Origin of the sequence: Streptococcus cristatus (assembly GCF_003943505.1) — a bacterium.
Lineage (GTDB): Bacteria > Bacillota > Bacilli > Lactobacillales > Streptococcaceae > Streptococcus > Streptococcus cristatus_E.
The window spans coordinates 118,564-142,478 of sequence record NZ_RJPS01000001.1; the positions used below are offsets into that span (position 1 = coordinate 118,564).

General features: G+C 44.1%; 20 protein-coding genes. 7 read left to right on the plus strand and 13 right to left on the minus strand.

All coding sequences use genetic code 11. The features are described from left to right. The first annotated feature begins 3 nt into the window (after positions 1 to 3). A complete protein-coding gene (locus D8792_RS00600) occupies positions 4 to 966 on the plus strand; it encodes an asparaginase (RefSeq protein ID WP_125372478.1) in 963 nt (320 codons plus the stop codon). 313 nt (positions 967 to 1,279) lie between these two features. Here the strand turns inward: D8792_RS00600 and D8792_RS00610 are convergent, their stop codons facing one another. Genes D8792_RS00610 through glyQ form a run of 3 tightly spaced genes read right to left on the minus strand, consistent with a single transcriptional unit; the run spans position 1,280 to position 4,517 of the window. After that, entirely contained in the window at positions 1,280 to 1,537 is a 258-nt protein-coding gene (locus D8792_RS00610) for a DUF896 family protein (protein ID WP_125372479.1), read from the minus strand. Between the two features lie 20 nt (positions 1,538 to 1,557). Then, complete coding sequence (gene glyS / locus D8792_RS00615) at positions 1,558 to 3,597, minus strand: glycine--tRNA ligase subunit beta (protein WP_125372480.1); 2,040 nt, start codon at positions 3,595 to 3,597, stop codon at positions 1,558 to 1,560. A 2-nt stretch (positions 3,598 to 3,599) separates the two neighbouring features. After that, positions 3,600 to 4,517 carry a glycine--tRNA ligase subunit alpha gene (gene glyQ / locus D8792_RS00620; RefSeq protein ID WP_002893545.1) on the minus strand — a complete coding sequence of 306 codons (918 nt, stop codon included), beginning with the start codon at positions 4,515 to 4,517 and terminating at the stop codon, positions 3,600 to 3,602. A 601-nt stretch (positions 4,518 to 5,118) separates the two neighbouring features. On the opposite strand from glyQ, the gene D8792_RS00625 reads away from it, so the two are divergent. The 5 genes from D8792_RS00625 to serS all read left to right on the plus strand — a co-directional run bounded on the left by D8792_RS00625 (position 5,119) and on the right by serS (position 9,852). Further along, positions 5,119 to 6,108, plus strand: coding sequence for a PTS sugar transporter subunit IIB (locus tag D8792_RS00625; protein WP_125372481.1), 990 nt, complete (start codon positions 5,119 to 5,121; stop codon positions 6,106 to 6,108). Between the two features lie 44 nt (positions 6,109 to 6,152). Then, a complete protein-coding gene (locus tag D8792_RS00630) occupies positions 6,153 to 6,959 on the plus strand; it encodes a PTS mannose/fructose/sorbose transporter subunit IIC (protein ID WP_002908912.1) in 807 nt (268 codons plus the stop codon). A gap of 18 nt (positions 6,960 to 6,977) precedes the next feature. After that, the gene (locus D8792_RS00635) at positions 6,978 to 7,919 is read left to right on the plus strand and encodes a PTS system mannose/fructose/sorbose family transporter subunit IID (protein WP_125372482.1); all 942 of its coding nucleotides are present in this window, start codon (positions 6,978 to 6,980) and stop codon (positions 7,917 to 7,919) included. 70 nt (positions 7,920 to 7,989) lie between these two features. Further along, positions 7,990 to 8,361: a DUF956 family protein gene (locus tag D8792_RS00640; protein ID WP_005591777.1), complete on the plus strand. Its 372-nt coding sequence runs from the start codon at positions 7,990 to 7,992 to the stop codon at positions 8,359 to 8,361. A gap of 213 nt (positions 8,362 to 8,574) precedes the next feature. Continuing rightward, positions 8,575 to 9,852: a serine--tRNA ligase gene (gene serS, locus D8792_RS00645; protein ID WP_125372483.1), complete on the plus strand. Its 1,278-nt coding sequence runs from the start codon at positions 8,575 to 8,577 to the stop codon at positions 9,850 to 9,852. A 131-nt stretch (positions 9,853 to 9,983) separates the two neighbouring features. On the opposite strand, the gene D8792_RS00650 is transcribed toward serS, so the two are convergent. Further along, positions 9,984 to 11,942, minus strand: a complete 1,959-nt coding sequence (locus D8792_RS00650) for a peptide ABC transporter substrate-binding protein (protein ID WP_185758374.1) — start codon at positions 11,940 to 11,942, stop codon at positions 9,984 to 9,986. A 278-nt stretch (positions 11,943 to 12,220) separates the two neighbouring features. Here D8792_RS00650 and pbp3 point away from each other — a divergent pair, with 278 nt between their 5' ends. Continuing rightward, a complete protein-coding gene (pbp3, locus tag D8792_RS00655; RefSeq protein ID WP_125372485.1) occupies positions 12,221 to 13,498 on the plus strand; it encodes a D-alanyl-D-alanine carboxypeptidase PBP3 in 1,278 nt (425 codons plus the stop codon). A gap of 189 nt (positions 13,499 to 13,687) precedes the next feature. Here pbp3 and sufB read toward each other — a convergent pair whose 3' ends face one another. From sufB to D8792_RS00700, 9 genes are all read right to left on the minus strand, one after another. Further along, positions 13,688 to 15,100 carry a Fe-S cluster assembly protein SufB gene (gene sufB / locus D8792_RS00660; protein WP_125372486.1) on the minus strand — a complete coding sequence of 471 codons (1,413 nt, stop codon included), beginning with the start codon at positions 15,098 to 15,100 and terminating at the stop codon, positions 13,688 to 13,690. Positions 15,101 to 15,117: 17 nt separating this feature from the next. After that, complete coding sequence (gene sufU, locus D8792_RS00665; RefSeq protein ID WP_125372487.1) at positions 15,118 to 15,555, minus strand: Fe-S cluster assembly sulfur transfer protein SufU; 438 nt, start codon at positions 15,553 to 15,555, stop codon at positions 15,118 to 15,120. Then, positions 15,542 to 16,774, minus strand: a complete 1,233-nt coding sequence (locus D8792_RS00670; RefSeq protein WP_125372488.1) for a cysteine desulfurase — start codon at positions 16,772 to 16,774, stop codon at positions 15,542 to 15,544. The genes sufU and D8792_RS00670 overlap by 14 nt, the downstream gene beginning before the upstream one ends. A gap of 41 nt (positions 16,775 to 16,815) precedes the next feature. Then, positions 16,816 to 18,078, minus strand: coding sequence for a Fe-S cluster assembly protein SufD (sufD, locus tag D8792_RS00675; protein ID WP_125372489.1), 1,263 nt, complete (start codon positions 18,076 to 18,078; stop codon positions 16,816 to 16,818). A gap of 41 nt (positions 18,079 to 18,119) precedes the next feature. After that, positions 18,120 to 18,890: a Fe-S cluster assembly ATPase SufC gene (sufC, locus tag D8792_RS00680; protein WP_125372490.1), complete on the minus strand. Its 771-nt coding sequence runs from the start codon at positions 18,888 to 18,890 to the stop codon at positions 18,120 to 18,122. A gap of 84 nt (positions 18,891 to 18,974) precedes the next feature. Next, a complete protein-coding gene (locus D8792_RS00685; protein ID WP_125372491.1) occupies positions 18,975 to 20,147 on the minus strand; it encodes a glycosyltransferase family 4 protein in 1,173 nt (390 codons plus the stop codon). After that, the gene (gene mecA / locus D8792_RS00690; RefSeq protein ID WP_125372492.1) at positions 20,138 to 20,884 is read right to left on the minus strand and encodes an adaptor protein MecA; all 747 of its coding nucleotides are present in this window, start codon (positions 20,882 to 20,884) and stop codon (positions 20,138 to 20,140) included. The genes D8792_RS00685 and mecA overlap by 10 nt, the downstream gene beginning before the upstream one ends. 110 nt (positions 20,885 to 20,994) lie before the next feature. Beyond that, on the minus strand, positions 20,995 to 21,837 hold the full coding sequence (locus tag D8792_RS00695; protein ID WP_125372493.1) for an undecaprenyl-diphosphate phosphatase: 843 nt from the start codon (positions 21,835 to 21,837) through the stop codon (positions 20,995 to 20,997). A gap of 88 nt (positions 21,838 to 21,925) precedes the next feature. Next, positions 21,926 to 23,821, minus strand: a complete 1,896-nt coding sequence (locus D8792_RS00700; RefSeq protein WP_125372494.1) for a DUF2207 domain-containing protein — start codon at positions 23,819 to 23,821, stop codon at positions 21,926 to 21,928. Between the last annotated feature and the right edge of the window lie 94 nt (positions 23,822 to 23,915).

A 23,915-nucleotide genomic window follows, 5' to 3' on the forward strand; every position in this document is an offset into this window, starting at 1 on the left:
TCTATGAATAAGCAGATTTTAGTTTTACATACTGGTGGAACCATTTCCATGCAGGCTGACAGAAGCGGTGCCGTCAATAGCAGCCAAGACAATCCCATGAACCATGTGGCTGTTCCCTTAGATGGTATTGAAGTGACGGTGATTGATTTCTTCAACGTTCCCAGTCCTCACATCACTCCCTATCATATGCTAGAACTCTACAAAAAAATCAAGGCTGACGCTGAGCACTACGATGGTGTGGTCATTACCCACGGAACTGATACTCTAGAGGAAACGGCCTACTTCCTTGATACCATGGACCTGCCTGACATCCCTGTCGTTTTGACCGGAGCTATGAGAAGTTCAAATGAACTCGGCAGTGACGGAGTTTATAATTACCTGACTGCTTTGCGGGTGGCCAGTGACGAGAAGAGTCGAGGCAAGGGCGTTCTCGTCGTCATGAATGATGAAGTGCATGCTGCCAAATATGTCACTAAAACCCACACCACCAACGTCAGCACCTTTCAAACTCCGACGCACGGCCCTCTAGGTCTGGTCATGAAGCAGGAAATTCTCTATTTCAAAACAGCAGAACCTCGCGTCCGCTTTGACCTGACTAGCATTTCAGGCCTGGTCCCCATCATACCGGCCTATGCCGGTATGAAAACAGAACTGCTAGATATGCTGGATTTGCAAAAGCTAGACGGTCTCATCATCGAAGCCTTTGGTGCTGGCAATCTTCCGAAAGAAACTGCGGAAAAATTAACAGAGATGGCAAAAGCTGGTCTCCCCATCGCTCTGGTTTCTCGCTGTTTCAACGGCATTGCTGAGCCTGTCTACGCCTATGAAGGTGGCGGTGTCAAGCTGCACCAAGCTGGAATCATGTTTGTCAAAGAGCTCAATGCACCCAAGGCTCGCATCAAGCTACTGATTGCTCTCAATGTCGGCCTAAGTGGTCAAGCATTAAGAGATTATATAGAAGGATAAAAACTAATTTTGCCTACTCGCTTGCTAGGCATTATTTCTTGATTTTCCTTTATAAATGCTGTATCCCTCGATATAAAATTCATAAATATTCTTAGCCTCAAGCGAAGTTATAAATTCAAAAAAAGAGTCTGGGACAAAAGTCCTAGACTCTCAATTGTCTTTGGATTGTCGAGAAAGACGCAGGGGTTGAGTGGGCTCTACTACGCTGATTTCATCAGCTTTTACAGCCCTACTCAACTGTGCGGAGGTGGGACGACGAAATCGAATTCTAACGAATTACCGATTTCTGTCCCACTCTCTTTTTTTCTTGTTTTTATGAATTTGGGTCATCCAGACTGCGGCCATGAAGACCTTTCTCGCGTTGAACTTGACGCAATTTTTCAGGTGTCACATCATTGCCTTCCTCGTCGACAATCTTGATGCCTTCAATATGATGGCGAACAGACCGACGGTAGCCTTCGATATACTCTTCACGAAGCTTGGCTTGTTCCACTTTTTCCTCAGTCGTTAAGCCTTCCGTTTTTTTCTTTTTAGCCAGTTCGTTGATACGTTCAATTTTTTTAGGATCCATGATTCTCCCCCTCTTACCTTTTATTTGGTATTAATCTGATTAAACTGCGCAAGTTGTCCAGCTTTGGCCGTCAAAGAAGCCAGAAGAGCTAGGCGGTTATTGCGTACAGCCTCATCTTCTGCCATGACCATGGTGTGGTCAAAGAAAGAGTCAATAACTGGACTGAGGGCAAAGAGTTGGTCCAGATTGGCAGCTAAGTCAGCTGTCAGCTCCACTGCTTCAATTGCCGCAGCCAAGTCTTTTTCCTCTTGATTTTCAAAGAGTGCTGGATTGACAGCTGTCTGCCCTTGGGCTTTCTCAGCTAGATTGAAGACCCGAGACAGGCTTTCCACTGCTGACTTGAAGTTATCTTCCTGAGCTTTTTCTGCTAGAAGCGCAGCTGTTTCTACCAAATCGCGTACAACGAAGTGAGTGCTTTGAAGAACAGCTGTCACGATATCTTTCGGAATACTGCGATCCATCATCTTCTCAACACGGGCACGGAAGAAGTCCAGCACAGCCTCTTGATTGTCATAACTTAGGCTATCAAACTTGAGTTCGCAAAGTCGACCAAGAAGCTGAGCCAAGTCAATGTTCCAGCCAAACTTGTCCAAGATACGTACAACACCTTGAGTCGCACGGCGCAGGGCATAAGGGTCATTGGAACCGCTTGGAATCAAGCCAACTGAGAAGAAGGACAGAATCGTATCCAGCTTATCAGCCAGAGCCAAGACCGCTCCGACCTTGGTGTCAGGCAATTCTCCATCGGCTGAAGTCGGCATATAGTGCTCCCGAATGGCAGCTGCCACCGCAGCATTCTCACCAGCCAGCAGAGCATACTTCTCGCCCATGATCCCTTGCAGCTCATCAAACTCGCCAACCATGCCAGTCAGCAAATCAAACTTATAAATTGCCGCTGCACGAGCCAAGTCGGCTGTCTCATCAGCATCCAATCCTGCTTCTTGCGCCAAGAGAGCCGCAATCTTGCCAGTCCGCTCCATGTGCTCTGCTAGAGAGCCAATCTTTTCGTGGAAGGTCACATTGCTCAGCTTTTCAACCAAGTCAGCAATAGCCAGCTTTTGGTCTTCCCGCCAGAAGAATTCCCCATCTTCCAGACGAGCCACCAAGACTTTCTCATTTCCCTTGATGACATTTTCCAGATGCTCTGCATTTCCGTTGCGAACAGAGATGAAGTGCGGCAAAAGTTTGCCTTCAGCATCGCGCACAACAAAGTAACGCTGGTGCTCTTTCATGGAAGTTACCAAGACTTCCTCAGGCACCTCTAAATATTTAGCATCAAAATTACCTAGGAAAGCAGTTGGATATTCTACCAGATTCAAGACTTCATTGAGCAGGTCTTCGTCAATCTCGATAGAAACCCCGTGCTCCTCTTCAAGTGCTCGAATCTGCTCGACAATCATATCTTCCCGCTCAAGAGGACTGGCAATGACAAACTGAGCACGCAGGTCATCTTCATAGGAATCCGCTGAAGAAATCTGCGTTTCTTTCCCCAAGAAACGGTGTCCACGGCTAGTACGACCGCTCTTGATGTCCAAGAAATCCAAGTCAAAGGCCTGCTCATCTAAGAGTACAGTTAAGGTGTGGACCGGGCGGATGTATTCAAAGGTGTTGTTGGCCCAGTGCATGCTAACAGGGAAGGTTAGGGATTGCAGAACTTCCGTCACTGCTGGGATGATTTCCTCTACTGGGCGGCCGATTTCTTCCTTGGTCACATAGACATATTCTTCCCCCTTGATTTCGCGGAAAGTAATGTCCTCAACCGTCAAGCCCTTGCCACGGACAAAGCCTTCGGCAGCCCTTGTAAAGTTCCCATCAGCATCCAGAGCAATTTTCTTAGAAGGGCCTTTGAAATCTTCGGTCAAATCAGACTGCTTGTCCGCCAAGCCAGCCACGCGCACCGCCAAACGACGAGGCGTTGAGAACATTTCAATTTTCTCAAAGGTCAGACGATGGTCTGTCAGGAAGGCTCCCATCTTATCGCGCAGCTGCTTCATGCTCGGTGTCACGACATAGGCTGGCATTTCCTCCAAGCCTAATTCAACTAATAAATTTTTTACCATGATTATTCTCCCTCCTCTGCCAAGAGTTTCTCGCGAGTCTCTGCATCCAAAAGTGGGTAGCCTAGACGCTTGCGCTCAGCAACAAAGGTCTTAGCCACAACACGAGCCAGATTACGAATACGAGCGATATAACCAGCCCGCTCTGTCACAGATACAGCACCACGCGCATCCAAGAGGTTAAAAGTATGCGAGCATTTGAGAACATAGTCATAGGCTGGGTGCACCAGATGCTCGTCCAGACAGCGCTTAGCTTCCGCTTCAAACTTCTCAAAATTCCCCAAGAGCAAGTCTTGGTCGCTGACCTCAAAGCTGTACTTGGAATGTTCATACTCAGGATGCGTGAAAATTTCGCCGTACTTAACTCCATCAGCCCACTCAATGTCGTAGACTGAGTCCACTTCTTGGATATAAGAAGCCAGACGCTCCAGACCATAAGTCACCTCAGCAGTCACAGGCTGAGTTGGTAGCCCTCCGACCTGCTGGAAGTATGTGAACTGAGTGATTTCCATACCATCCAGCCAAACTTCCCAGCCCAGACCAGCCGAGCCAGTTGAAGGATTTTCCCAGTTATCCTCGACAAAGCGGATATCGTGCTCCAGCGGATTAATCCCCAAAAGCTCCAAAGACTGCAAGTAAAGTTCTTGGATATTGCTTGGAGAAGGCTTCATAACCACTTGAAATTGGTGGTGTTGATAAAGACGGTTAGGATTTTCCCCATAACGACCATCTGCCGGCCGGCGAGACGGCTCTACATAGGCCGCATTCCAAGGCTCTGGCCCAATAGCCCGCAAGAAGGTATAGGGACTCATGGTTCCCGCACCCTTCTCATTATCATAAGCCTGCATAAGCATACAGCCCTGGTCATTCCAGAACTGCTGTAAAGTCAAAATAATTTCTTGAAAAGTCAATTTTTTAGACATTTGTTACTCCCTTATTTTTATTTCTAGCGCTAGGCTCATCCTCTGTTCTGTTTGAACAAGCAAAAGAACCACATCCGACAGTCCTAGGCTATTCAACCTAGGGGCGTCAAAACGCGGTTCCACCCTAATTTATTACTTCATTACTTTTGAAATTATAACCGAAAGCGCCATCTGCACTGCTTCCCTATCCGGCTCACACTATCCCGAACTCGCTAAAAAGTAGACAATGAGAATTCTCTCTGTAAAAGATTATAGCAGAAAATAGATGATTTGTAAAATACTTAATAATCCTTAAATAGGAATTCAAAGTAAGTTTTTTCTATAATGTAGGTTATAAAATTGAATAACTATCTGTTTTCATAGAAATTTTCAAAAACTTTCATATATTAACCTATTTACTTTAGAAACCTAATCTTTATCTAATTATTTATCAGGGAGAGAAGCTTGATATAATAAGATTTCTCTACAAAAATAAACTTTGAAAATCCTTGTTGCTTTGACTCAAGTACTTGCATTTTTCATGAAAACGTTTTATAATAATAGTTAGCCTTAAAGTTTTCTTAAACTTAAGTCAAACATTTTATAAGGAGGAAAAACAATAATGAGTATTGGAATCATTATTGCCAGCCACGGTGAATTTGCTGCCGGCATTCATCAGTCAGGTTCTATGATTTTTGGTGAGCAAGAAAAAGTTCAAGTTGTAACTTTCATGCCAAACGAAGGTCCTGATGATCTGTATGCAAAATTCAATGACGCTGTGGCTTCGTTTGATGCGAACGATGAGGTATTGGTCTTGGCTGACCTTTGGAGTGGGTCACCATTTAACCAAGCTAGCCGTGTCATGGGTGAAAATCCAGACCGCAAGTTCGCGATTATTACAGGTTTGAACCTGCCTATGCTAATTCAAGCCTACACAGAGCGCATGATGGATGCAAACGCTGGCGTAGATGCTGTCGTTGCAAATATCATCAAGGAAGCTAAGGAAGGCGTCAAAGCTCTGCCTGAAGAGCTGAATCCAGTCCTAGAAAGCGCTGCTCCTGCTGCTGCACCAGTTGCTCAATCAGCTATCCCAGAAGGAACTGTTATCGGAGACGGCAAGCTCAAAATCAACCTTGCTCGTATCGATACTCGTTTGTTGCATGGACAAGTTGCAACAGCTTGGACTCCAGATTCAAAAGCAGACCGTATCATCGTTGCTTCTGACTCAGTAGCTAAAGATGAACTTCGTAAAGAACTCATCAAACAAGCTGCACCTGGTAATGTTAAAGCAAACGTTGTTCCAATTGATAAGCTGATTGCTGTTTCAAAAGATCCACGTTTCGGTAATACGCACGCTCTCATCTTATTTGAAACTCCACAAGATGCCCTACGCGCTATCGAAGGCGGTGTGCCAATCAAGACTCTCAACGTCGGCTCAATGGCTCACTCAACTGGTAAGACAATGGTCAACAACGTTCTGTCAATGGACAAGGACGATGTGGCAACTTACGAAAAATTGCGTGATCTCGGAGTTGAATTCGACGTACGTAAAGTACCAAATGACTCTAAGAAAGATTTGTTTGACTTAATTAACAAAGCCAACGTTCAATAATCTGAAACGTTTCGCTCTCATATTATTATGAAAGGATTTAAAACATGTCTATTATTTCTATGGTTTTAGTAGTCTTTGTTGCCTTCCTAGCTGGTCTTGAAGGTATCTTGGACCAATTCCAATTCCACCAACCGCTGGTTGCTTGTACCTTGATTGGACTGGTAACTGGTAATTTGGCAGCCGGTGTTATGCTGGGTGGCTCTCTCCAGCTGATCGCTCTTGGCTGGGCTAATATCGGAGCTGCTGTAGCACCTGATGCTGCCCTCGCTTCTGTTGCCGCTGCCATCATCATGGTACTGGGTGGAGACTTCTCAAGCAAAGGAATCGCTGTAGCACAAGGTGTTGCTATTCCACTTGCTGTTGCTGGTCTCTTCTTGACTATGATTGTCCGTACTTTGTCAGTCGGTTTGGTTCACGGTGCAGATGCTGCTGCGAAAAAAGGAGACTTCAAAGGCGTTGAACGCGCTCACTTCATCGCTCTCTTCATGCAAGGAGCACGTATTGCTATCCCTGCAGCACTGCTTTTGATGATTCCTGCTGAGTCTGTTAAATCTGCTCTTGAAGCTATGCCAGCTTGGCTATCAGAAGGTATGCAAATCGGTGGTGGTATGGTCGTTGCCGTTGGTTATGCCATGGTTATCAACATGATGGCAACTCGTGAAGTATGGCCATTCTTCGCTATTGGTTTCGCTTTGGCTGCTGTCAGCGAACTCACTCTGATTGCCCTTGGTGCAATTGGTGTCGCTATTGCCCTCATCTACCTTGCCCTGTCTAAAAAAGGCGGAAATGGCGGTGGCGGAGCAACAGCTTCATCTAACGATCCAATCGGCGACATCCTAGAAGACTACTAAGAAAGGAGACACACTATCATGACAGAATTAAATACTGTAAAACCTGATGAGTCAGGAAAATTGACTCTTTCAAAGGCTGACCGTCAAAAAGTTTGGTGGCGTTCTACTTTCTTGCAAGGTTCTTGGAACTACGAACGTATGCAAAACCTGGGCTGGGCTTATTCACTGATTCCAGCCATTAAGAAACTTTATACTAAAAAAGAAGATCAAGCTGCTGCTCTTGAGCGTCACTTGGAATTCTTCAATACTCACCCGTATGTTGCAGCTCCAATCATCGGAGTTACACTTGCACTTGAAGAAGAAAAAGCAAATGGTGCAGCAATTGACGATGCGGCTATCCAAGGGGTTAAAATCGGTATGATGGGACCTCTGGCTGGTATCGGAGACCCTGTCTTCTGGTTCACAGTTCGTCCTATCCTTGGTGCACTTGGGGCATCTCTTGCTTTGACAGGAAATATCATCGGTCCACTTATCTTCTTTGTAGCTTGGAATGCTATCCGGATGACTTTCCTCTGGTACACACAAGAATTGGGCTACAAGGCTGGTTCTGAAATCACTAAAGACATGTCTGGTGGTATCCTCCAAGACATTACCAAAGGCGCTTCAATCCTAGGTATGTTTATCTTGGCTGTTCTGGTTGAGCGCTGGGTATCAATTAAGTTTGTCTTTAACGTTTCATCTGTTAAACTAGATGATAAAGCATATATCCATTGGGACAAATTGTCTAGTGGCTATAAGGGTATCCAAGAAGCCTTTGCTCAAGTAGGTCAAGGACTATCTCAAACCCCTGAAAAAGTTACAACTTTCCAACAAAACTTGGATTCCTTGATTCCTGGTTTGATGGGGCTGCTTCTAACTTTCGCTTGTATGTGGTTGCTTAAGAAGAAAGTATCCCCTATCACTATCATCATCGCTCTCTTTGTAGTTGGTGTACTAGCTCACGTTGCTGGTTTGATGTAATCAAAAAGAAGGTTTCGGCCTTCTTTTTATTATGGTATAATAGCTATAGTATTTAAAAGGGAGATGTTCTATGGCGCAATCGCAAAATAAATCGATTGAATTTCAAACGACAGGGGTTTCCTATCTGGGTTTAGGTGGCAAGGTTGGGAAGTTTTTAGTTGGTGATGTTGCGCTGGAATTCTACGCTGATGCTAATGTAGAAGACTATATCCAGCTACCTTGGTCTAGCATCCAGCAGATCGGTGCCAATGTCTCTGGGAAAAATGTCAGTCGTCATTTTGAAGTCTTTACAGACAAGGGCAAGTTTCTCTTTGCCTCCAAGGACACTGGAAAGATTCTCAAAATTGCACGGCAACATATCGGAAATGAGAAAGTTGTCAAATTGCCTACTTTGATTCAAACAATTGGCCAATTCTTTAAAAATCTATTTGCAAAAAAATAGAAAATCCTGTATAATCTAGGAAACGGATAAGTAAGACTATCGCTTCTTTCAGAAAGTCTGCGGGTGCTGCGAGCAGATAGGAGCCTAGTGTGAAATTCTACCGTTGTAAGACAACTATATACATAATCAAGTGCACACCTGTGAAGTTGGATGGAACCGCGGCCTAGCCGCTCCAACAGTTTCCTCGGTGTGCTTTTATTTTTTGGAGGTTTTATGTTAGATTTAAAACGTATTCGGACAGACTTTGATGCTGTCGCAGAGAAATTAGCTACCCGTGGTGTAGCAGCTGATGTGCTCAATCAAATGAAGGAAATTGATGAGCAACGACGTGATTTGCTGGTGAAAGCAGAAAATCTCAAAGCAGAACGCAACACTGTTTCTGCAGAGATTGCCCAAGCCAAACGTAATAAAGAAAATGCAGATGACAAGATTGCAGCCATGCAAAAACTATCTGCCCAAGTCAAGGATTTGGATGCTACTTTGGCTGAATTGGATGCTAAATTGACCGAGTTCACCACAACCCTGCCAAACATTCCGCACGATAGCGTGCCAGTCGGAGCAGACGAGGATGATAATGTAGAAGTCCGCCGTTGGGGTACACCTCGCCAATTTGACTTTGAAGCTAAGGCGCACTGGGATTTGGGCGAAGATTTGGATATCCTGGACTGGGAACGTGGCGCAAAAGTTACGGGAGCCCGCTTCCTCTTCTACAAGGGCTTGGGAGCTCGTTTGGAACGCGCTATCTACAACTTCATGCTGGATGAGCACGGCAAAGAAGGCTATACAGAAGTCATCACTCCCTATATGGTCAACCATGACTCTATGTTTGGTACTGGCCAATATCCTAAGTTCAAAGAAGATACTTTCGAACTGAGCGACACTAACTTTGTTCTCATTCCGACTGCTGAAGTTCCGCTGACCAACTATTATCGAGATGAAATTCTAGACGGAAAAGAATTGCCAATCTACTTCACAGCTATGAGCCCATCTTTCCGCTCTGAAGCTGGTTCTGCTGGTCGTGACACACGCGGTTTGATCCGCCTGCACCAATTCCATAAGGTCGAAATGGTAAAATTTGCCAAGCCAGAAGAATCTTATGAAGAGCTGGAAAAGATGACTGCCAATGCAGAAAACATCCTGCAAAAGCTCAATCTGCCTTACCGCGTTGTTGCCCTTTCTACTGGCGACATGGGCTTCTCAGCTGCTAAAACCTACGACTTGGAAGTCTGGATTCCAGCTCAGAACACCTACCGTGAAATCTCTAGCTGCTCTAACACAGAAGATTTCCAAGCTCGTCGTGCCCAAATCCGCTACCGTGACGAAGCAGATGGCAAGGTCAAACTCCTCCACACTCTCAACGGGTCTGGACTGGCTGTCGGACGCACAGTCGCTGCTATCTTGGAAAATTACCAAAATGAAGATGGTTCTGTGACCATTCCTGAAGTCCTACGTCCTTACATGGGTGGCTTAGAAGTCATCGCACCAAAATAAACAATGAAAGGTCCGAAACAATCGGACCTTTTCTTATTTCTCCTTAAGGAGAAACTCAACAGTTCAAAAAAATAAACGAAATGTAGGATTTTATACTTTAAAAAGGTATGACAATCGTCATACCTTTTCTGTTACTTAACGTGACTTGCTAACTCTTCTTGAGCTTTTTTATTTGATTCTTCTTTTTCTTTTTCCCATTTTTTCAAAGCTTTTTGATAATCAGCTACTGTCAGAACTTTATCTTGAAGCTCCATTCCCTTAAATACATAGACATCACCCTTGATACCTACATAAGAGTAGGCTTTGGTAAATGGTACAACCTTTTGAACCATTGGTGAAGCACCTGCAGAAATAGATGGGATCACAATAGAACTATCTGTTAACCAAGCCTGCGCTGCTGCATACTTCGTATAGCGAGCATTGGTATCTTGCTTTTCTGCATCTGCCTGATCCAAAAGCGCTTTGTAGTCCGTTAAACCAACCTTAGAAGCAAGATCTTGGTTTTGACCTTTTGTCAGACCAATATTGTCCAAGATATCCCCTGTCTCTGGGTTAAAGATATTCAGATAAGTCACTGGGTCTTGGTAGTCTGCTGACCAACCAGACATATTGAGGTCATAGTCCTTTTGGGCAGCTGTTTCTGCAAAGTAAGTAGAGTTATCAAAATCGTCTGATGACATTTGATGCACGTCAATCACAACGTTTTCTTGGCCTAGAGCTGCCTCAACAGATTGTTTGAAGGAATTCGTCCGCTGCACCATGATTTTATCAGTTTGGTCAACTGGTACATCTAGATGAATTGGGAATTCAACTCCCTGTGCTTGCAAAGCTTCTTTGGCTTTAGCAAATTCTGCCTTGGCCTTTTCTGGGTTGTAAATGCTATCTTGGGCATCAGCTAATTTGACACCTTGCCATTCATCCCCATAAGAAGCCAGCTGTGATTCAACAACATCCGAGAAATCCTTGCCATCTACTTGCACAAAACTAGGAGGTACAAGCAGGCTTCTGATGATCTTCGTTGCTCCTTCATTACCATTCATCTGGGCACCAAAGGATTTACGGTCAAAAGCAAAGTTGATTGCTTGGCGGAAGTCCTTATTTTGAATTGCTTCTTTGCTGGCAGCTTTTTGGGCATCTGTCTTAGAAGTGTGGCTATAAGCCTGACGATTCAAGTTAAAGGCATAGAAATAGCTAGTTGAGTTTTGTGGAGTAAAGATGATGTTGTCTTTATATTTCTTTTCTACTGATGCATAGTTTGAGCTAGTCGGATAGAGACGAGCTTGTGTGTAAGCACCATCAGTAAAGTTACGGATCAATGACTCCTGGTCAGAACCATCATAGTAAGTCAGCTTGACATCTTCGATCTTCACATTGTCCTTGTCCCAATAGTTTTGGTTTTTAGAATATTCGATAACAGACTTAGAAGTAAATGACTTTAATACATATGGACCATTGTAGAGGATACCGGAAGGTTTCACGGTACCAAAGTCCTTGCCTTCTTTCTTCAGAAATTCTTCGTTAATTGGGAAGAGAATGCCCATCGTTGTCTTAGAATTCCAGTAGCTTTCTGGCTGATTCAGGGTGTATTGGACTGTATAGTCGTCGATTGCCTTGACACCTACAGTAGAGAAATCATTGCTTTCTCCTTTGATATAAGCATCTAATCCCTTGATAGAGTTTTGCACGATTGGTAATGCTTCCGATTTTTCATCTGCAGCGTGCTTGATCCCTGTTACGAAGTCTTGTGCCTTGACAGCAGCATATTCTTCACCTTCTGCTGTGTACCATTTAGCGTCCTTACGCAACTTATAAGTATAAGTCAGGCCGTCTTTAGACACAGTCCAGTCTTCAGCCAATGAAGGGATAAGATTCCCATATTGATCATTTTCTAAAAGACCGTCGACCAAATTGGCAATGACGTCAGAAGTGGAGGAGCGATTGGAGTTTACATAATCCAATGTATCTGGATCTGTATTATAGACATAAGAATATGTCTTTGCCGAGCTAGTGCTTGACTTGCCACAAGCAGCTAAGAATAGCGCTGATGCTGCAACCAAACCAGTAATAGCCAACCATTTAGATTTTTTCATGAGCAAATCTCCTTCTTTAGATTATGTATTATTATACATCATTTCCAGACAAAAACAAGTCTTATTTTAGAAAAATTTAAATTTCTATGCATTTTTCTTATTTTTATTGAAACAAAGTATAGGAAAATTTTTATGCATTTTCATATATTTTCATAAAAATACAAAAAATATTATAAATAATAACCTGTTCAATATTTTACAAGGATTCTTGAATAGGATTATCAAAATATCGACTTTTTTATGTTACAATAGATTTATTACTAATCTAGGGGAAAGAAATGAAAAAATTTTTTGTATTCCTACTGCTATTCTTTGGTCTGATTGCCAAGCCTGTTCTAGCAGATGACTATGAAATTGCCGCTAAAAGCGCCATTGCTGTCGATGCAAACTCAGGAAAAATCCTCTATGAAAAGGAGGCTACAAGCCCACTAGAAGTCGGTGCTATTACTAACATCTTGACTGCTTATCTGGTTTACGAGGCCATTGCTGATGGCAAACTGAGCCTAGAAACTGAGGTTGATATTTCTGATTATGCTTACCAGCTGACAGTAAATCCCTCTATCGCGAACCTGCCTCTGGAAGCGCGACGCTACAAGGTAAAGGACTTACTGAATGCCTCTCTTTTGGCCAGTGCCAACAGCGCCACTATTGCTTTGGCAGAAAAAGTTGNTGGAAGNGANGAAAATTTTGTCAAAATGATGAAAGCCAAACTCAANGAATGGAATATTTCTGATGCAACCATTGTAAATGCTACTGGTACAGATATTCGTTTATTAGATGGTTCGCTAGAAACTACCAATACCGAAGAGGAGGCCGCAGAGAATTCTAAAAGCAAGAAAAAACAAGAGACTGTCAATAAATTCAGTGCTTATGATATAGCCGTGATTGCTTCACATCTGATCGATGACTACCCAGAAGTCCTTGGCATCACTTCCAAATCTCATGTAAATTTTGCAGGAATCCAACTAGAAAATCCCAACTTAATGTTGGAAGGCTCTCCTAGTTTTCGGACAGGAGTGAAGGGTTTGAAGACAGGCGGGTCTGAGCAGAGTGGTGCTTCATTTGTCGGTGTAACAAGTGAAAAAGGGATGCGATTGATCACAGTCGTTTTAGGGGTCGCACAGGAAGATAACGACCCTAATACCCGTTTTGGCGTTACATCTAGCCTAATGACCTACGTTACACAAAATTTCTCTCCTACAGTTCTTGTCAAAAAAGGGGAAAGATACAATAACTCTCAAGTAGCTGTTAGAGACAGCCAAGAGGATAAGGTCGCTGCAGTTGCCAGTGAGGACTTGGTAATCTTAGAACGGATAGCCAATCAGGCTGAACATAAAGTCACCTTTACTCCAAGTCCACAGGAGCTGCAGGCACCTTTGAAAAAGGGTAGTGTAGTGGGCACCCTCACTTATACAGATTCTGAACCGATCGGCCAGGGCTACATCGAAAATAAGAAAACTTCTATTTCTATGGTTACAGAAAAAAAGGTTGAAAAAGCGATTATTTTCAAAGTCTGGTGGAACGACTTCATCCGCTTTGTCAATGAGAAGTTATAAAAGAAATACCGCGAATCAATTAATTCGCGGTTATTTGTATAGTCGTAAACGTTTAACATCATCAAAAAATTCTTTGAGGGTTAACTCGCATCGAGTATCCGCTACTGTTTAACAGGTCCTCTGAATCTTTTAAATACTTTGCCTAGGCAAAGCTTTATTCGCAATAAAAAAAGAGGCCAATGCCTCTTTTTATCCAACAGACCCTTCCATTTCATAGCTGATGAGGCGGTTCAGCTCAACAGCGTATTCCATTGGAAGTTCTTTAGTGAATGGCTCAACAAAGCCCATGACAATCATTTCCGTCGCCTCGGATTCAGATAGACCGCGGCTCATGAGATAGTAGAGCTGCTCTTCGGAAATCTTAGAAACTTTAGCTTCATGCTCCAAAGCTACCTGTGAGTTATGGATTTCATTAAATGGAATAGTGTCTGAAGCAGATAAATCATCCATAATAATGGTGTCACACTCGATATGGCTGACAGATTTCTTAGAATTGCGAGCAAAGGTCACTTGACCGCGGTAGTCTACCTTACCTCCACCTTTAGCGATGGATTTAGACACGATAGACGAGCTGGTGTGTGGCGCATTGTGGATCATCTTAGCCCCTGTATCCTGATGCTGTCCAGCATTAGCAAAGGCAATAGAAAGCATGGTACCACGCGCCCCTTCTCCATCAAGGTAAACAGATGGGTACTTCATGGTTGTTTTGGCGCCCAAGTTTCCATCAATCCACTCAACCGTCGCATCTTTCATAGCCCGCGCTCGTTTGGTTACAAGGTTGTAGACATTATCTGACCAGTTTTGAATGGTCGTATAGCGCATATAGGCACCGTCAAGGGCAAAGATTTCGACAATAGCAGCATGCAAGCTGTTACTTGAATAAGTAGGAGCTGTACATCCTTCTACGTAGTGAACACTTGCTCCCTCATCAACGATAATCAGGGTCCGTTCAAACTGACCGGAATTTTCATTGTTGATACGGAAGTAGGTTTGAAGTGGAATGTCTACCTTAACACCTTTTGGAACATAGATAAAGGTACCACCAGACCAGACGGCGGAGTTGAGAGCTGCTAGCTTGTTATCTGTTGGAGGGACCAACTTAGCAAAATACTGCTTGAAAAGCTCTGGGTATTCCTTAAGAGCTGAGTCGGTATCCGTAAAGACGATCCCAAGCTTTTGGAACTCTTCCTTCATATTGTGGTAGACCACTTCGGACTCATACTGGGCAGCTGCACCAGCAAGGTAAGCTCGCTCCGCTTCTGGGATCCCAATCCGCTCAAAGGTTTCCTTGATCTTCTCAGGCACTTCATCCCAGCTTCTAGCTGGCTTATCAGAGGCCTTTTGGTAATAAATCAAGTCATCAAAATTAATTTCCGACAAATCTGGACCCCAAGTCTGCATCGGCATTTTCTTGAAAACCTCGTAGGACTTAAGGCGGAAGTCCAACATCCACTCCGGTTCATCCTTGGCTGCAGAAAGCTCACGAATAATCGCTTCATTCAACCCTTTCCCTGTCGAGAGAACAGGCTCAACATCGTCATGGAAACCAAACTTATACTCACCTAGATCAATCGGTTTTGGTTCTACTCTTTCTTCTGACATAATTTCCTTTCACATTCTTACTTTTTATCTTCTTCAATTGCTCGCTTGAGGGCATTCCAGCCCAAGGTCGCACACTTAATCCGCTGCGGGAATTTGGCAACGCCTGCTAAAAAGGCGCCATCTCCCAATTCTTTCTGGCGACTGTCTTCTTGGCCCTGAACCATCTGTGAGAAAACTTCCGCTAACTCCAGCGCCTGCTTTTTTGTCTTGCCCAGAACCGCATCCGTCATCATACTGGCCGAAGCCGTTGAGATAGTACAGCCTGAATTAACAAATGCAACATCTTCAATCTGATTTTCCTCATTAAACTTCACAGACAGACTAATGACATCGCCACAGGTCGGGTTATTGAGAACTACTTGCTCCACATCTTCCAGTTTCCCATGATGATGGGGGTGAGCCGAGTGATCGGTCACAACCGCCTTGTAAAGACTGTCTAACTTAGAAAGCGCCATTGAAAAACTCCTTTGTCTTTTCTAAAGCATCCACCAGCTTGTCGCAATCCGCATAGGTATTGTAGATGTAAAAGCTGGCCCGCACAGTCGCTGGCACCTGCAGATAGGTAAGCAGAGGCTGAGCACAATGGTGACCCGCCCGAACAGCCACTCCCTCATAGTCTAGAGCCGTCGCAACATCATGCGGATGGAGACCATCCAGATTAAAGGCAATCACGCCTGAGCGCTGGGCCAAATCCTGAGAGCCATAAATGGTCAAGCCTTCCACTGCCTGTAACTTAGGAAATACGTAGGCAATTAAGTCCTGCTCATGCCGGGCAATGTCATCCATGCCCAATTCTTCCAAATAATCAATGGCCGCCGCAAGACCGATTGCTCCAGCCATATTCGGAGTACCGGCCTCAAACTTCCACGGAAGCTCCTTCCAAGTCGCCTCCTGCTCATAGACAAAATCAATCATCTCGCCACCGAACTCGACTGGTGACATCTCTTCTAGCAATTCTTCCTTGCCATAGAGAACCCCGATACCCGTCGGACCTGCCATCTTATGCCCTGAAAAGGCGAAGAAGTCCACATCCAAATCCTGCACATCAATCTTCATGTGCGGAATGGATTGAGCCCCATCCACCACCAAAAGCGAACCTTGCTGATGAACCAGCTGGGCAATCTCCTTGATGGGATTGATAACCCCGAGCACGTTAGAAGCATGAGCCAGAGAGACAAACTTGGTCCGCTCATTGAGCTTGGCACGAAAATCCTCCATATCCAGAGAGCCGTCCTTGAGATAGACATAGACCAACTTGGCTCCAGTCTTCCTACAAGCTTCCTGCCACGGTATAACATTGGAATGGTGCTCCATGATAGAAATCATCACTTCATCACCAGACTGCAGCCTTTCAGCCGCAAACTGAGCCACCCAATTGAGACTCGTCGTGGTTCCTCGTGTAAATAGGACTTCTCTGCTAGAAGCCGCATTGATAAAAGAACGAACTCTTTCCCTGGCTGCTTCATAGGCTGCTGTCGCCCGCTCGGCCAGCGTATGCACACCGCGGTGGACATTGGCATTATCTCTAAGATAATAGTCTTCAATAGCTGCCAGCACTTGCTTGGGTTTCTGGGTTGTCGCTGCATTGTCCAAATAAACCAAAGGCTCATCATTGACAATTTGGTCCAAAATGGGAAAATCTTGCTTGATTGCTTCTGCATTAAATCCAGACATGAAGACTCCTATCTACTTTATACGGGACAAGGCCCAGCTTTTTATCTTTTTGCGAGAATAATATCGATATTTTCAATCATTTCATCACGGACTTCCTTAACAGGGATTTCCACAATCACTGAACCTAAGAAGCCACGCACGACCAAGCGCTCTGCCGTCGCCTTATCAAGACCCCGACTCATGAGGTAGTACATATCCTCTGGATCCACCTGACCGATAGAAGCCGCGTGACCAGCTGTCACATCGTTCTCATCAATCAAGAGGATGGGATTAGCATCTGAGCGAGCCTGGTCAGACAGCATAAGAACCCGGCTTTCCTGCTGGGCATCAGCACCCTTGGCTCCTTTGATAATATGACCAATACCATTGAAGGTCAAGGTTCCTTTTTCTAGAATAACCCCGTGCTGCAGGATATTTCCGATAGAGTTGCAGCCATAGTTAGTCACTCGGGTGTCAATTCCCTGAACCTGCTTGCCACTCGAGAGCGCCACTACTTTCATATCCGCATGGCTTCCCTTGCCATAAAGGTCGCTGTCAAAGTCAGCCACGACATTGCCTTCGTTCATAACACCGATAGCCCAGTCAATCATGGCATCATTGTCCAGCTTACCGCGACGGCTGATATAAGCCGTTACATTTTCGCCCAAACGATCAATAGCTGAAAACTTAATCTGAGCTCCAGCCTGGGCAATGACTTCAACAGTGATATTGGCAGTTGCAGGAACAGATCCCTCACCGTAAGTTTCCAAACGTTCCAAGTAGTTAACCTTTGAGTGCTTGCCCGCGATAATCAAAATATGCTTGTTAAAAGGAACATCGCTTTCGCTGTCCTGATAAAAAATTCCTTCAATCGGCTGGTCAATCTCAACATTGTCCGGCACATAAAGCACCGCACCGCTGTTGAAGTAGGCCGTATGGTAAGCCGCCAATTTGTCCTCGTCATACTTGACTGCGGACATAAAATGCTTCTCCACCAGCTCTGGAATTTCTTCCAAAGCAGAGTGGAAATCAGTGAAGACCACACCTTGCTCTGCCAAATCAGCTGGCAGCTGCTCAAGGACAGTTTGGGTTCCCATTTGGATAAACTTGAGATTGTCTCCAAGAGCCGTGAAATCTGGCACATTGGTCAGAGGCTCGCTATCAGAAATCCGTCCGTCTCCCAGATTCCAGCGGTGAAATTTAACCCGCTCAATAACTGGCAAGTCTAGCTGATCAATCTTGTCAAAAGCCTTTTGACGAAGATCAGCCAACCATGCTGGTTCTGCGTGAACTTGTGAAAATTCTTGAATCAATTCTTTTGTCATGTCATTCTCCTATCTTTTATCAAAGTCAAAAGAATGTTTGACTAGACTTCTTCAGTATAGTTGAAGCCCAACTCTTCAGCCAATTTGGCATAGCCTTCTTTTTCCAAGCGGATTGCCAATTCTGGACCGCCAGAAAGAACAACTTTCCCCTCCATCATGACATGAACTACATCTGGAGTGATATAGTTGAGCAGGCGTTGGTAGTGGGTGATGATCATAGCGCCAAAGCCCTCTCCACGCATAGCATTGACCCCTTTAGATACGACCTTGAGAGCGTCGATATCCAGACCTGAGTCAATCTCATCCAAAAGCGCAAAAGTTGGCTCTAGCATGAGCAACTGCAGGATTTCGTTGCGTTTTTTCTCACCACCTGAGAAGCCTTCATTGAGGTAGCGCTCAGCCATTTCTTCCTTCATGTTGAGCAGTTCCATCTTTTCATCTAGTTTAGTAATGAAGTCACGGACAGAGATTTTTTCATCGTCTTCCTTGCCAGCATTCATGGCCGCACGGAGAAACTCTGCATTAGTAATACCAGGAATTTCACTAGGGTACTGCATCGCAAGGAAGAGCCCCATACGAGCACGCTCGTCTACTTCCAGTTCCAAGATATTGACCCCATCAAAAAGCACCTCTCCTTGAGTCACTTCATAGTTAGGGTTGCCCATGATGGCTGCAGACAGTGTAGACTTCCCTGTTCCATTTGGTCCCATGATGGCTGCAACTTCTCCTGTTTTCAGCGTCAAGTTGACTCCCTTAAGAATTTTCTTCCCTTCAATTTCAACATGAAGGTCTTTGATTTCCAATACAGACATGATTGTTTTCCTTTCCTTTTTGGCAATTTATGCTTTCTTTAGTATATCAAAAAAAAGCCCAAAAGGCTTTTATTTTGTTTAGAACTATTCTTGTTTGCGGCTCTTTTGATGCTTTTTCTGTCGAACTTCTTCTCGATAAGAAGAGTTCCCGATAAAACGCAAAATATTGAGCAAGGGCGTCCTTTGTGGACCCAGAACCCCTATTAGTTCTACCAAGAGTTCTACTCCCAGCAGAAGACCAATTACGAGGAGGAGTCCTCCGATGCGGCTCGATACATTTAGCAGGAGGGAAATCATCGAGAAAATCATCGAAATTCCATAGATAACCAGAACTGTCCCCCGATGTGTCAGCCCCAAGGACAAGAGCCTATGGTGAAGGTGATGACGGTCAGGCTGGTAAAATTTCTGACCAGACAAAGTCCGACGAACGATTGCTAAAAAAGTATCGGTAATCGGCACACCCAAGATAATCATAGGCGTGACAATCGCTACTGCCGTTGCATTCTTCAAGCCTTGTAGAGACAGGACCGAAATCATAAAACCGATGAAAAGAGCCCCCGTATCCCCGCCATATATAATGGCTGGATGATAATTGTAAGGAAAGAAGCCAGCAATAGAGGCCACTAAAACCAAGATGGTCAGGGTCAGGAATAAATTATGACCCGGTAAGAAAAAGTAGGAAACAATGCCCATGGTTAGCAAGGAAATAATGGAGACTCCGCTGACAAGGCCATCCAAACCGTCCATGAGATTGACCGCATTGGTAATAGAGACAATCCAGAGAATGGTCAAAATAAAAGATAGCCAAGGTGGGAAAAAGAGATGGGGTCCTCCAAAAGGAATCTTAAAATCATCCAAGCGGAAATCCGTCAGCCACCAAATCAGACAGGCAGCCAGCACGATTCCCCCTAGCTTCAGCAGAGGACTTAATTCTTTAATATCGTCGATAAGACCCGTCAGGGCAACAATCAAGCCCCCCAACACCACTGGCCAAATATAATCAAAATAAGTCTGTTCAAAGAAAGTGACACCAATAATCTGCGGCATGAAGACCAAAGTCGCCACGGTAAAAGCCGTCACAACTGCCAGTCCGCCTGCACTCGGCATGGGCTTTTTATTGATTCGTCGAGCATTGGGATAGTCGACTGCATCCATTTTAAAAGCCAAGAGCCGAACGAGGGGAGTCAGCACAACTCCGACAAAAAACGTTGCTAGTAGCACCAAAATGAACTTCAATGGAAAAGCAATCATAAGCATTCAACTTTCTGCAACTGTTGGATGGCTTCTGTCACCAAAAGCAGACGTCCGTGTTCTTGCAGGACAGAACGAGTAATATCTGTATCCTCAGCAAATTCACGCATTTTAGCTAGTAACCAAGCTGGATAAAGCTCTGGTTTCTCTTCCAGATCTACCAAAATAGTCAGGTAGTAGGCAGAGTCATATTTATAAAGTTCTGACAGGTCTATTGGGTAGTCAACCGTTTTGGCAAAAGCAACTGCACTCTGCAAATCAGTAAATGACAAAATATAGTAGACATAACGGTCTAGGTTCTCTTCGTCCTTCTCCTCTGAAGAATCCGCAGAATCCTCCTGATCAGCCTCGGCTGCCTCTAAAGATTTAACCGCCTCTAGGTCATCCTTACTCTTTTCAAAGATATTTTTTTCCAAAGTCTTTAAGAACTCGTCTGGCGACATCTGGCTGAGCTCATCTAGGTCTGGTAGATTGCCCAAATCTTCAAAATTCAAATTCTTATCAATCTTGGATCTCGTCACAAAGACATCCAGCTTGTCTGGTTTAGGCGTCACTCGAAAGCTGAGCATGCCACTGTCTAAAAAGCTTTCCGGCATTTCCAACTCATCCAAAATTGTATAGAAAAATTCTTCTGTTTTTTCTTGGGGAACCAGGAAATCTGCAATTTCCATTCCGTGTTCTTCCAAATCTTCCAACTGGATGGTAATTTTAATCGTTGAATCATTAATCTGTTTCACTTCCATCTCATCAACCTCATACTTTCATAGTCTTTCTATTATACTAAAATTCTAAACTTATTTCAAAAAAATAACTGGTCAAATAAGAAAAGGCTGGGAAAATTCCCAAGCCTTGATCAGCCAATAATGACCTTAATCAGACCGTAAACCAACAACAGGGCTCCGAGGCCGATCCGATATTTACCAAAGATTGTAAAGTCATGATTCTTGACATAGTCTGTTAGGAAGCGAATCACATAAAGACTGACACCGAAAGCCACTCCCATAGCTACCAACAAAAGGAATAATTGGTCGAAGCCTAAAGAATTGCCCTTAATGATAAATTTCAGGATTTTCAGCCCACTTGCGCCAAACATGATTGGAATACCCAAGTAGAAAGTAAACTCTGTTACAACAGATCGGCTGACACCATTCAAGAGACCACCGACAATGGTCGCACCTGAACGGCTAGTTCCTGGAAAGAGGGACAAGACTTGGAAAAGACCGATATAAAGGGCTGTTTGATAAGGAAGTCTACTCAATTCTGTAACAGTCGGCTCCACCTGCTCTCGTTTTTCCAGATAGATAAAGGCAACCCCGTAGATAATCAGCATGATTGCGACGGATACCAGATTATAAAAATGTGCTTCAAACCAATCGTCTAGGAAAAGGCCGATGATTGCGGCTGGCAAAGCAGCAACGACTACCTTGGCCCAGAGCTGCCAGGTCAGCTGAATTTGACGAGCTGTTTTTCCTGGTTTAAAAGGATTGAGCTTATCAAAATAAATCACCACAACCGCCAAGATTGCTCCCAGCTGAATGACTACATTGAACATTTCCATGAAGGCTGGATTTTCATTTTTATACTTGATAAAATCTTGAATCAGAATCAAGTGGCCGGTACTCGAAATGGGTAGCCACTCTGTAATTCCTTCAACAATTCCATAAATAATGGACTTTAAAATTTCAATAATAAACATAGATAACTCCTAAAACAACTTTAACATTTATTATACCACATATTGGAGGAGAGGAAAAGCTTTCTCAAAGGCTTTGGCAAGCTTTTTATCAAAAGGCTCCGCCCCCGCCGCCTCCACCGCCACCAGAGAAGCCACCTCCTGCTCCGCCTCCCGATGAAACAGAAAAATGACTGGCCGTAGAGGCAATGTGTCCATAATTTGAAAAACTATGGGAACTTGCGTAGAAAACAGGATGAAGATTGTATTGTAGATAACTATTCATAGACGCGTTTTCCAAGGAAATCTGACGCAGCTTCATGACCCGACTAACACGATCTGCATAGCCAAATAGGGTAGCATAGACCAAAAGCCGGTTCCACAGGACAATGCCCTCCACCTCGGTATCGTATAGGCGAGCGATGTAGCGTAGCATATTCGCAAAGCTATTCCAGAGATAGAAATCATGGGCTCCCTCATCGCTCAGAACACCATCCCGCTGATATAGCTGCAAGGCTCTGCCCAGCAGGACAGTCAAAACTGAAGCAATAGCTGCAAGCGGAAGATAGGGCCAAATAAAACCGTCTAGCTTGATCAAATAGACAAAAAATGTCAAGAGAGACAAGACGAAAGCAAGGAAACTTGCCATTAGAGCCAACCACAAGAGAAGCTTTTCTCCTCGTTTCAAAGGACGATAGTGATCCAGCAAGTTTAGCTCCCGAATCTCCTTTAATACTTGTTCAGACAAAAGGTTTAAATCAGTTGAAAAGCGATTTTTTATTCGATTTCCAATTTGGCGGATTCGCGCTTCATCTGTTGATCTTTTATTTTTATAAAGGTCTTCTGAAATCTGATAAGATTCAAACAAGTCTGCTACAGCTGCCTGTTTATGGTCGCCAAATGCCATCTGTAAGAATTGACCTTCAAACTCTGATAAACCTTTTTTAGAAGTTGGTTTCAAGATTGGCTTGTCTGCAGTTCCTAAAAGCTCGATATAGCCCCGATCCATCAAATCCAGCAAGGTTGCCTGCACTAGATTTTCAAATTTCAAATGCGCCCGTCCGCCACTGGTCGGATCGACTTCTCTCATATCCACAGCAAAGATATTGGCCGCTACAATGAGCGGGGCCAGATCTTGCGGAGCTTCATAGAGGCGAGCGTCTTTAGGAAAAGCTTGGCTAGGGCGAATCTTAATCCTAAAGATCAGATAAAATATTCCCGAAAGCATCAGCAAGAACAAGGCCAAAAGAGGCAGATAAACTTCCCCCAAGCGATGATAAAACTGGCTCTTAGCTACAATCTCTTTCTCAACTGCTTGAAAAGTCTGTAGATAGTCGGTTGCTTTTGGATCCTCTGCTGCCTGATGCAAGGCCTGTCGATGCCAATATCCATGCAGTTCGACCTTCTTCCTGCTAGGCAAATGAGATAGCTGAATCTGATAAACACCACGATTTTCATCTATAGTGGCCGATTGGCCAAAATAACCTGTATGAACATACATGTCCGTTAAGGTCCAAGTTCCCAGACCCCAAACCTTAATCGTCACATTTTGCAGTTCCTCTTCCCAATCACTAATCGGCGTCCATTTGAGCTCTGCTATATCTTTATGGAGGAAAAGAAGATTGGTCAAGTTCCATGTGACTGTTACTTTGACCGTGTCGCCTTCTTTACCTGCATTGTAAATCTTGACTTCGTAGCCATCTCCCAAATCTGTGACTCGTGGCTCAAAGTCATATTTTACGACTCCATTGGTTTTCACGGAAACTTTTGGGTCTGAATCAATAGCAAAGCCTTCTGGCATCTTTCCTGCCGATCCTAAAGAGACCATCTGGCCATTGTAATCATCATCAAAATGATAGGTCACCTCTTCTGTATAGGTGGCTGTATTATCGGCGTGGATCTCCAAATCTCCTTGATATGACTGGATTTGATAGTCTAAAGCTGACACCGTTCCAGCAAAAAATAAACTCAAAAAAAGAATAAAAATCCCTAACAAGTACCTTTTCATAAACCAAAGTCCTTTTCTAAATCTTTATCCTATTATAGCATTTTTCTCAAGTAAGGGCTTACCGGGATTGAAAAGTCGAATATTTTTCGGTAGA

Coding starts and splice junctions, on each gene's coding strand:
- D8792_RS00700 (WP_125372494.1), bottom strand. CDS start 23,821: ATGAAAAGGTACTTGTTAGGGATTTTTATTCTTTTTTTGAGTTTATTT.
- glyQ (WP_002893545.1), bottom strand. CDS start 4,517: ATGTCTAAAAAATTGACTTTTCAAGAAATTATTTTGACTTTACAGCAG.
- sufD (WP_125372489.1), bottom strand. CDS start 18,078: ATGACAAAAGAATTGATTCAAGAATTTTCACAAGTTCACGCAGAACCA.
- D8792_RS00650 (WP_185758374.1), bottom strand. CDS start 11,942: ATGAAAAAATCTAAATGGTTGGCTATTACTGGTTTGGTTGCAGCATCA.
- D8792_RS00625 (WP_125372481.1), top strand. CDS start 5,119: ATGAGTATTGGAATCATTATTGCCAGCCACGGTGAATTTGCTGCCGGC.
- mecA (WP_125372492.1), bottom strand. CDS start 20,884: ATGGAAGTGAAACAGATTAATGATTCAACGATTAAAATTACCATCCAG.
- D8792_RS00600 (WP_125372478.1), top strand. CDS start 4: ATGAATAAGCAGATTTTAGTTTTACATACTGGTGGAACCATTTCCATG.
- serS (WP_125372483.1), top strand. CDS start 8,575: ATGTTAGATTTAAAACGTATTCGGACAGACTTTGATGCTGTCGCAGAG.
- sufC (WP_125372490.1), bottom strand. CDS start 18,890: ATGTCTGTATTGGAAATCAAAGACCTTCATGTTGAAATTGAAGGGAAG.
- D8792_RS00610 (WP_125372479.1), bottom strand. CDS start 1,537: ATGGATCCTAAAAAAATTGAACGTATCAACGAACTGGCTAAAAAGAAA.
- sufB (WP_125372486.1), bottom strand. CDS start 15,100: ATGTCAGAAGAAAGAGTAGAACCAAAACCGATTGATCTAGGTGAGTAT.
- D8792_RS00670 (WP_125372488.1), bottom strand. CDS start 16,774: ATGTCTGGATTTAATGCAGAAGCAATCAAGCAAGATTTTCCCATTTTG.
- D8792_RS00685 (WP_125372491.1), bottom strand. CDS start 20,147: ATGCTTATGATTGCTTTTCCATTGAAGTTCATTTTGGTGCTACTAGCA.
- D8792_RS00695 (WP_125372493.1), bottom strand. CDS start 21,837: ATGTTTATTATTGAAATTTTAAAGTCCATTATTTATGGAATTGTTGAA.
- sufU (WP_125372487.1), bottom strand. CDS start 15,555: ATGGCGCTTTCTAAGTTAGACAGTCTTTACAAGGCGGTTGTGACCGAT.
- D8792_RS00630 (WP_002908912.1), top strand. CDS start 6,153: ATGTCTATTATTTCTATGGTTTTAGTAGTCTTTGTTGCCTTCCTAGCT.
- glyS (WP_125372480.1), bottom strand. CDS start 3,597: ATGGTAAAAAATTTATTAGTTGAATTAGGCTTGGAGGAAATGCCAGCC.
- D8792_RS00640 (WP_005591777.1), top strand. CDS start 7,990: ATGGCGCAATCGCAAAATAAATCGATTGAATTTCAAACGACAGGGGTT.
- D8792_RS00635 (WP_125372482.1), top strand. CDS start 6,978: ATGACAGAATTAAATACTGTAAAACCTGATGAGTCAGGAAAATTGACT.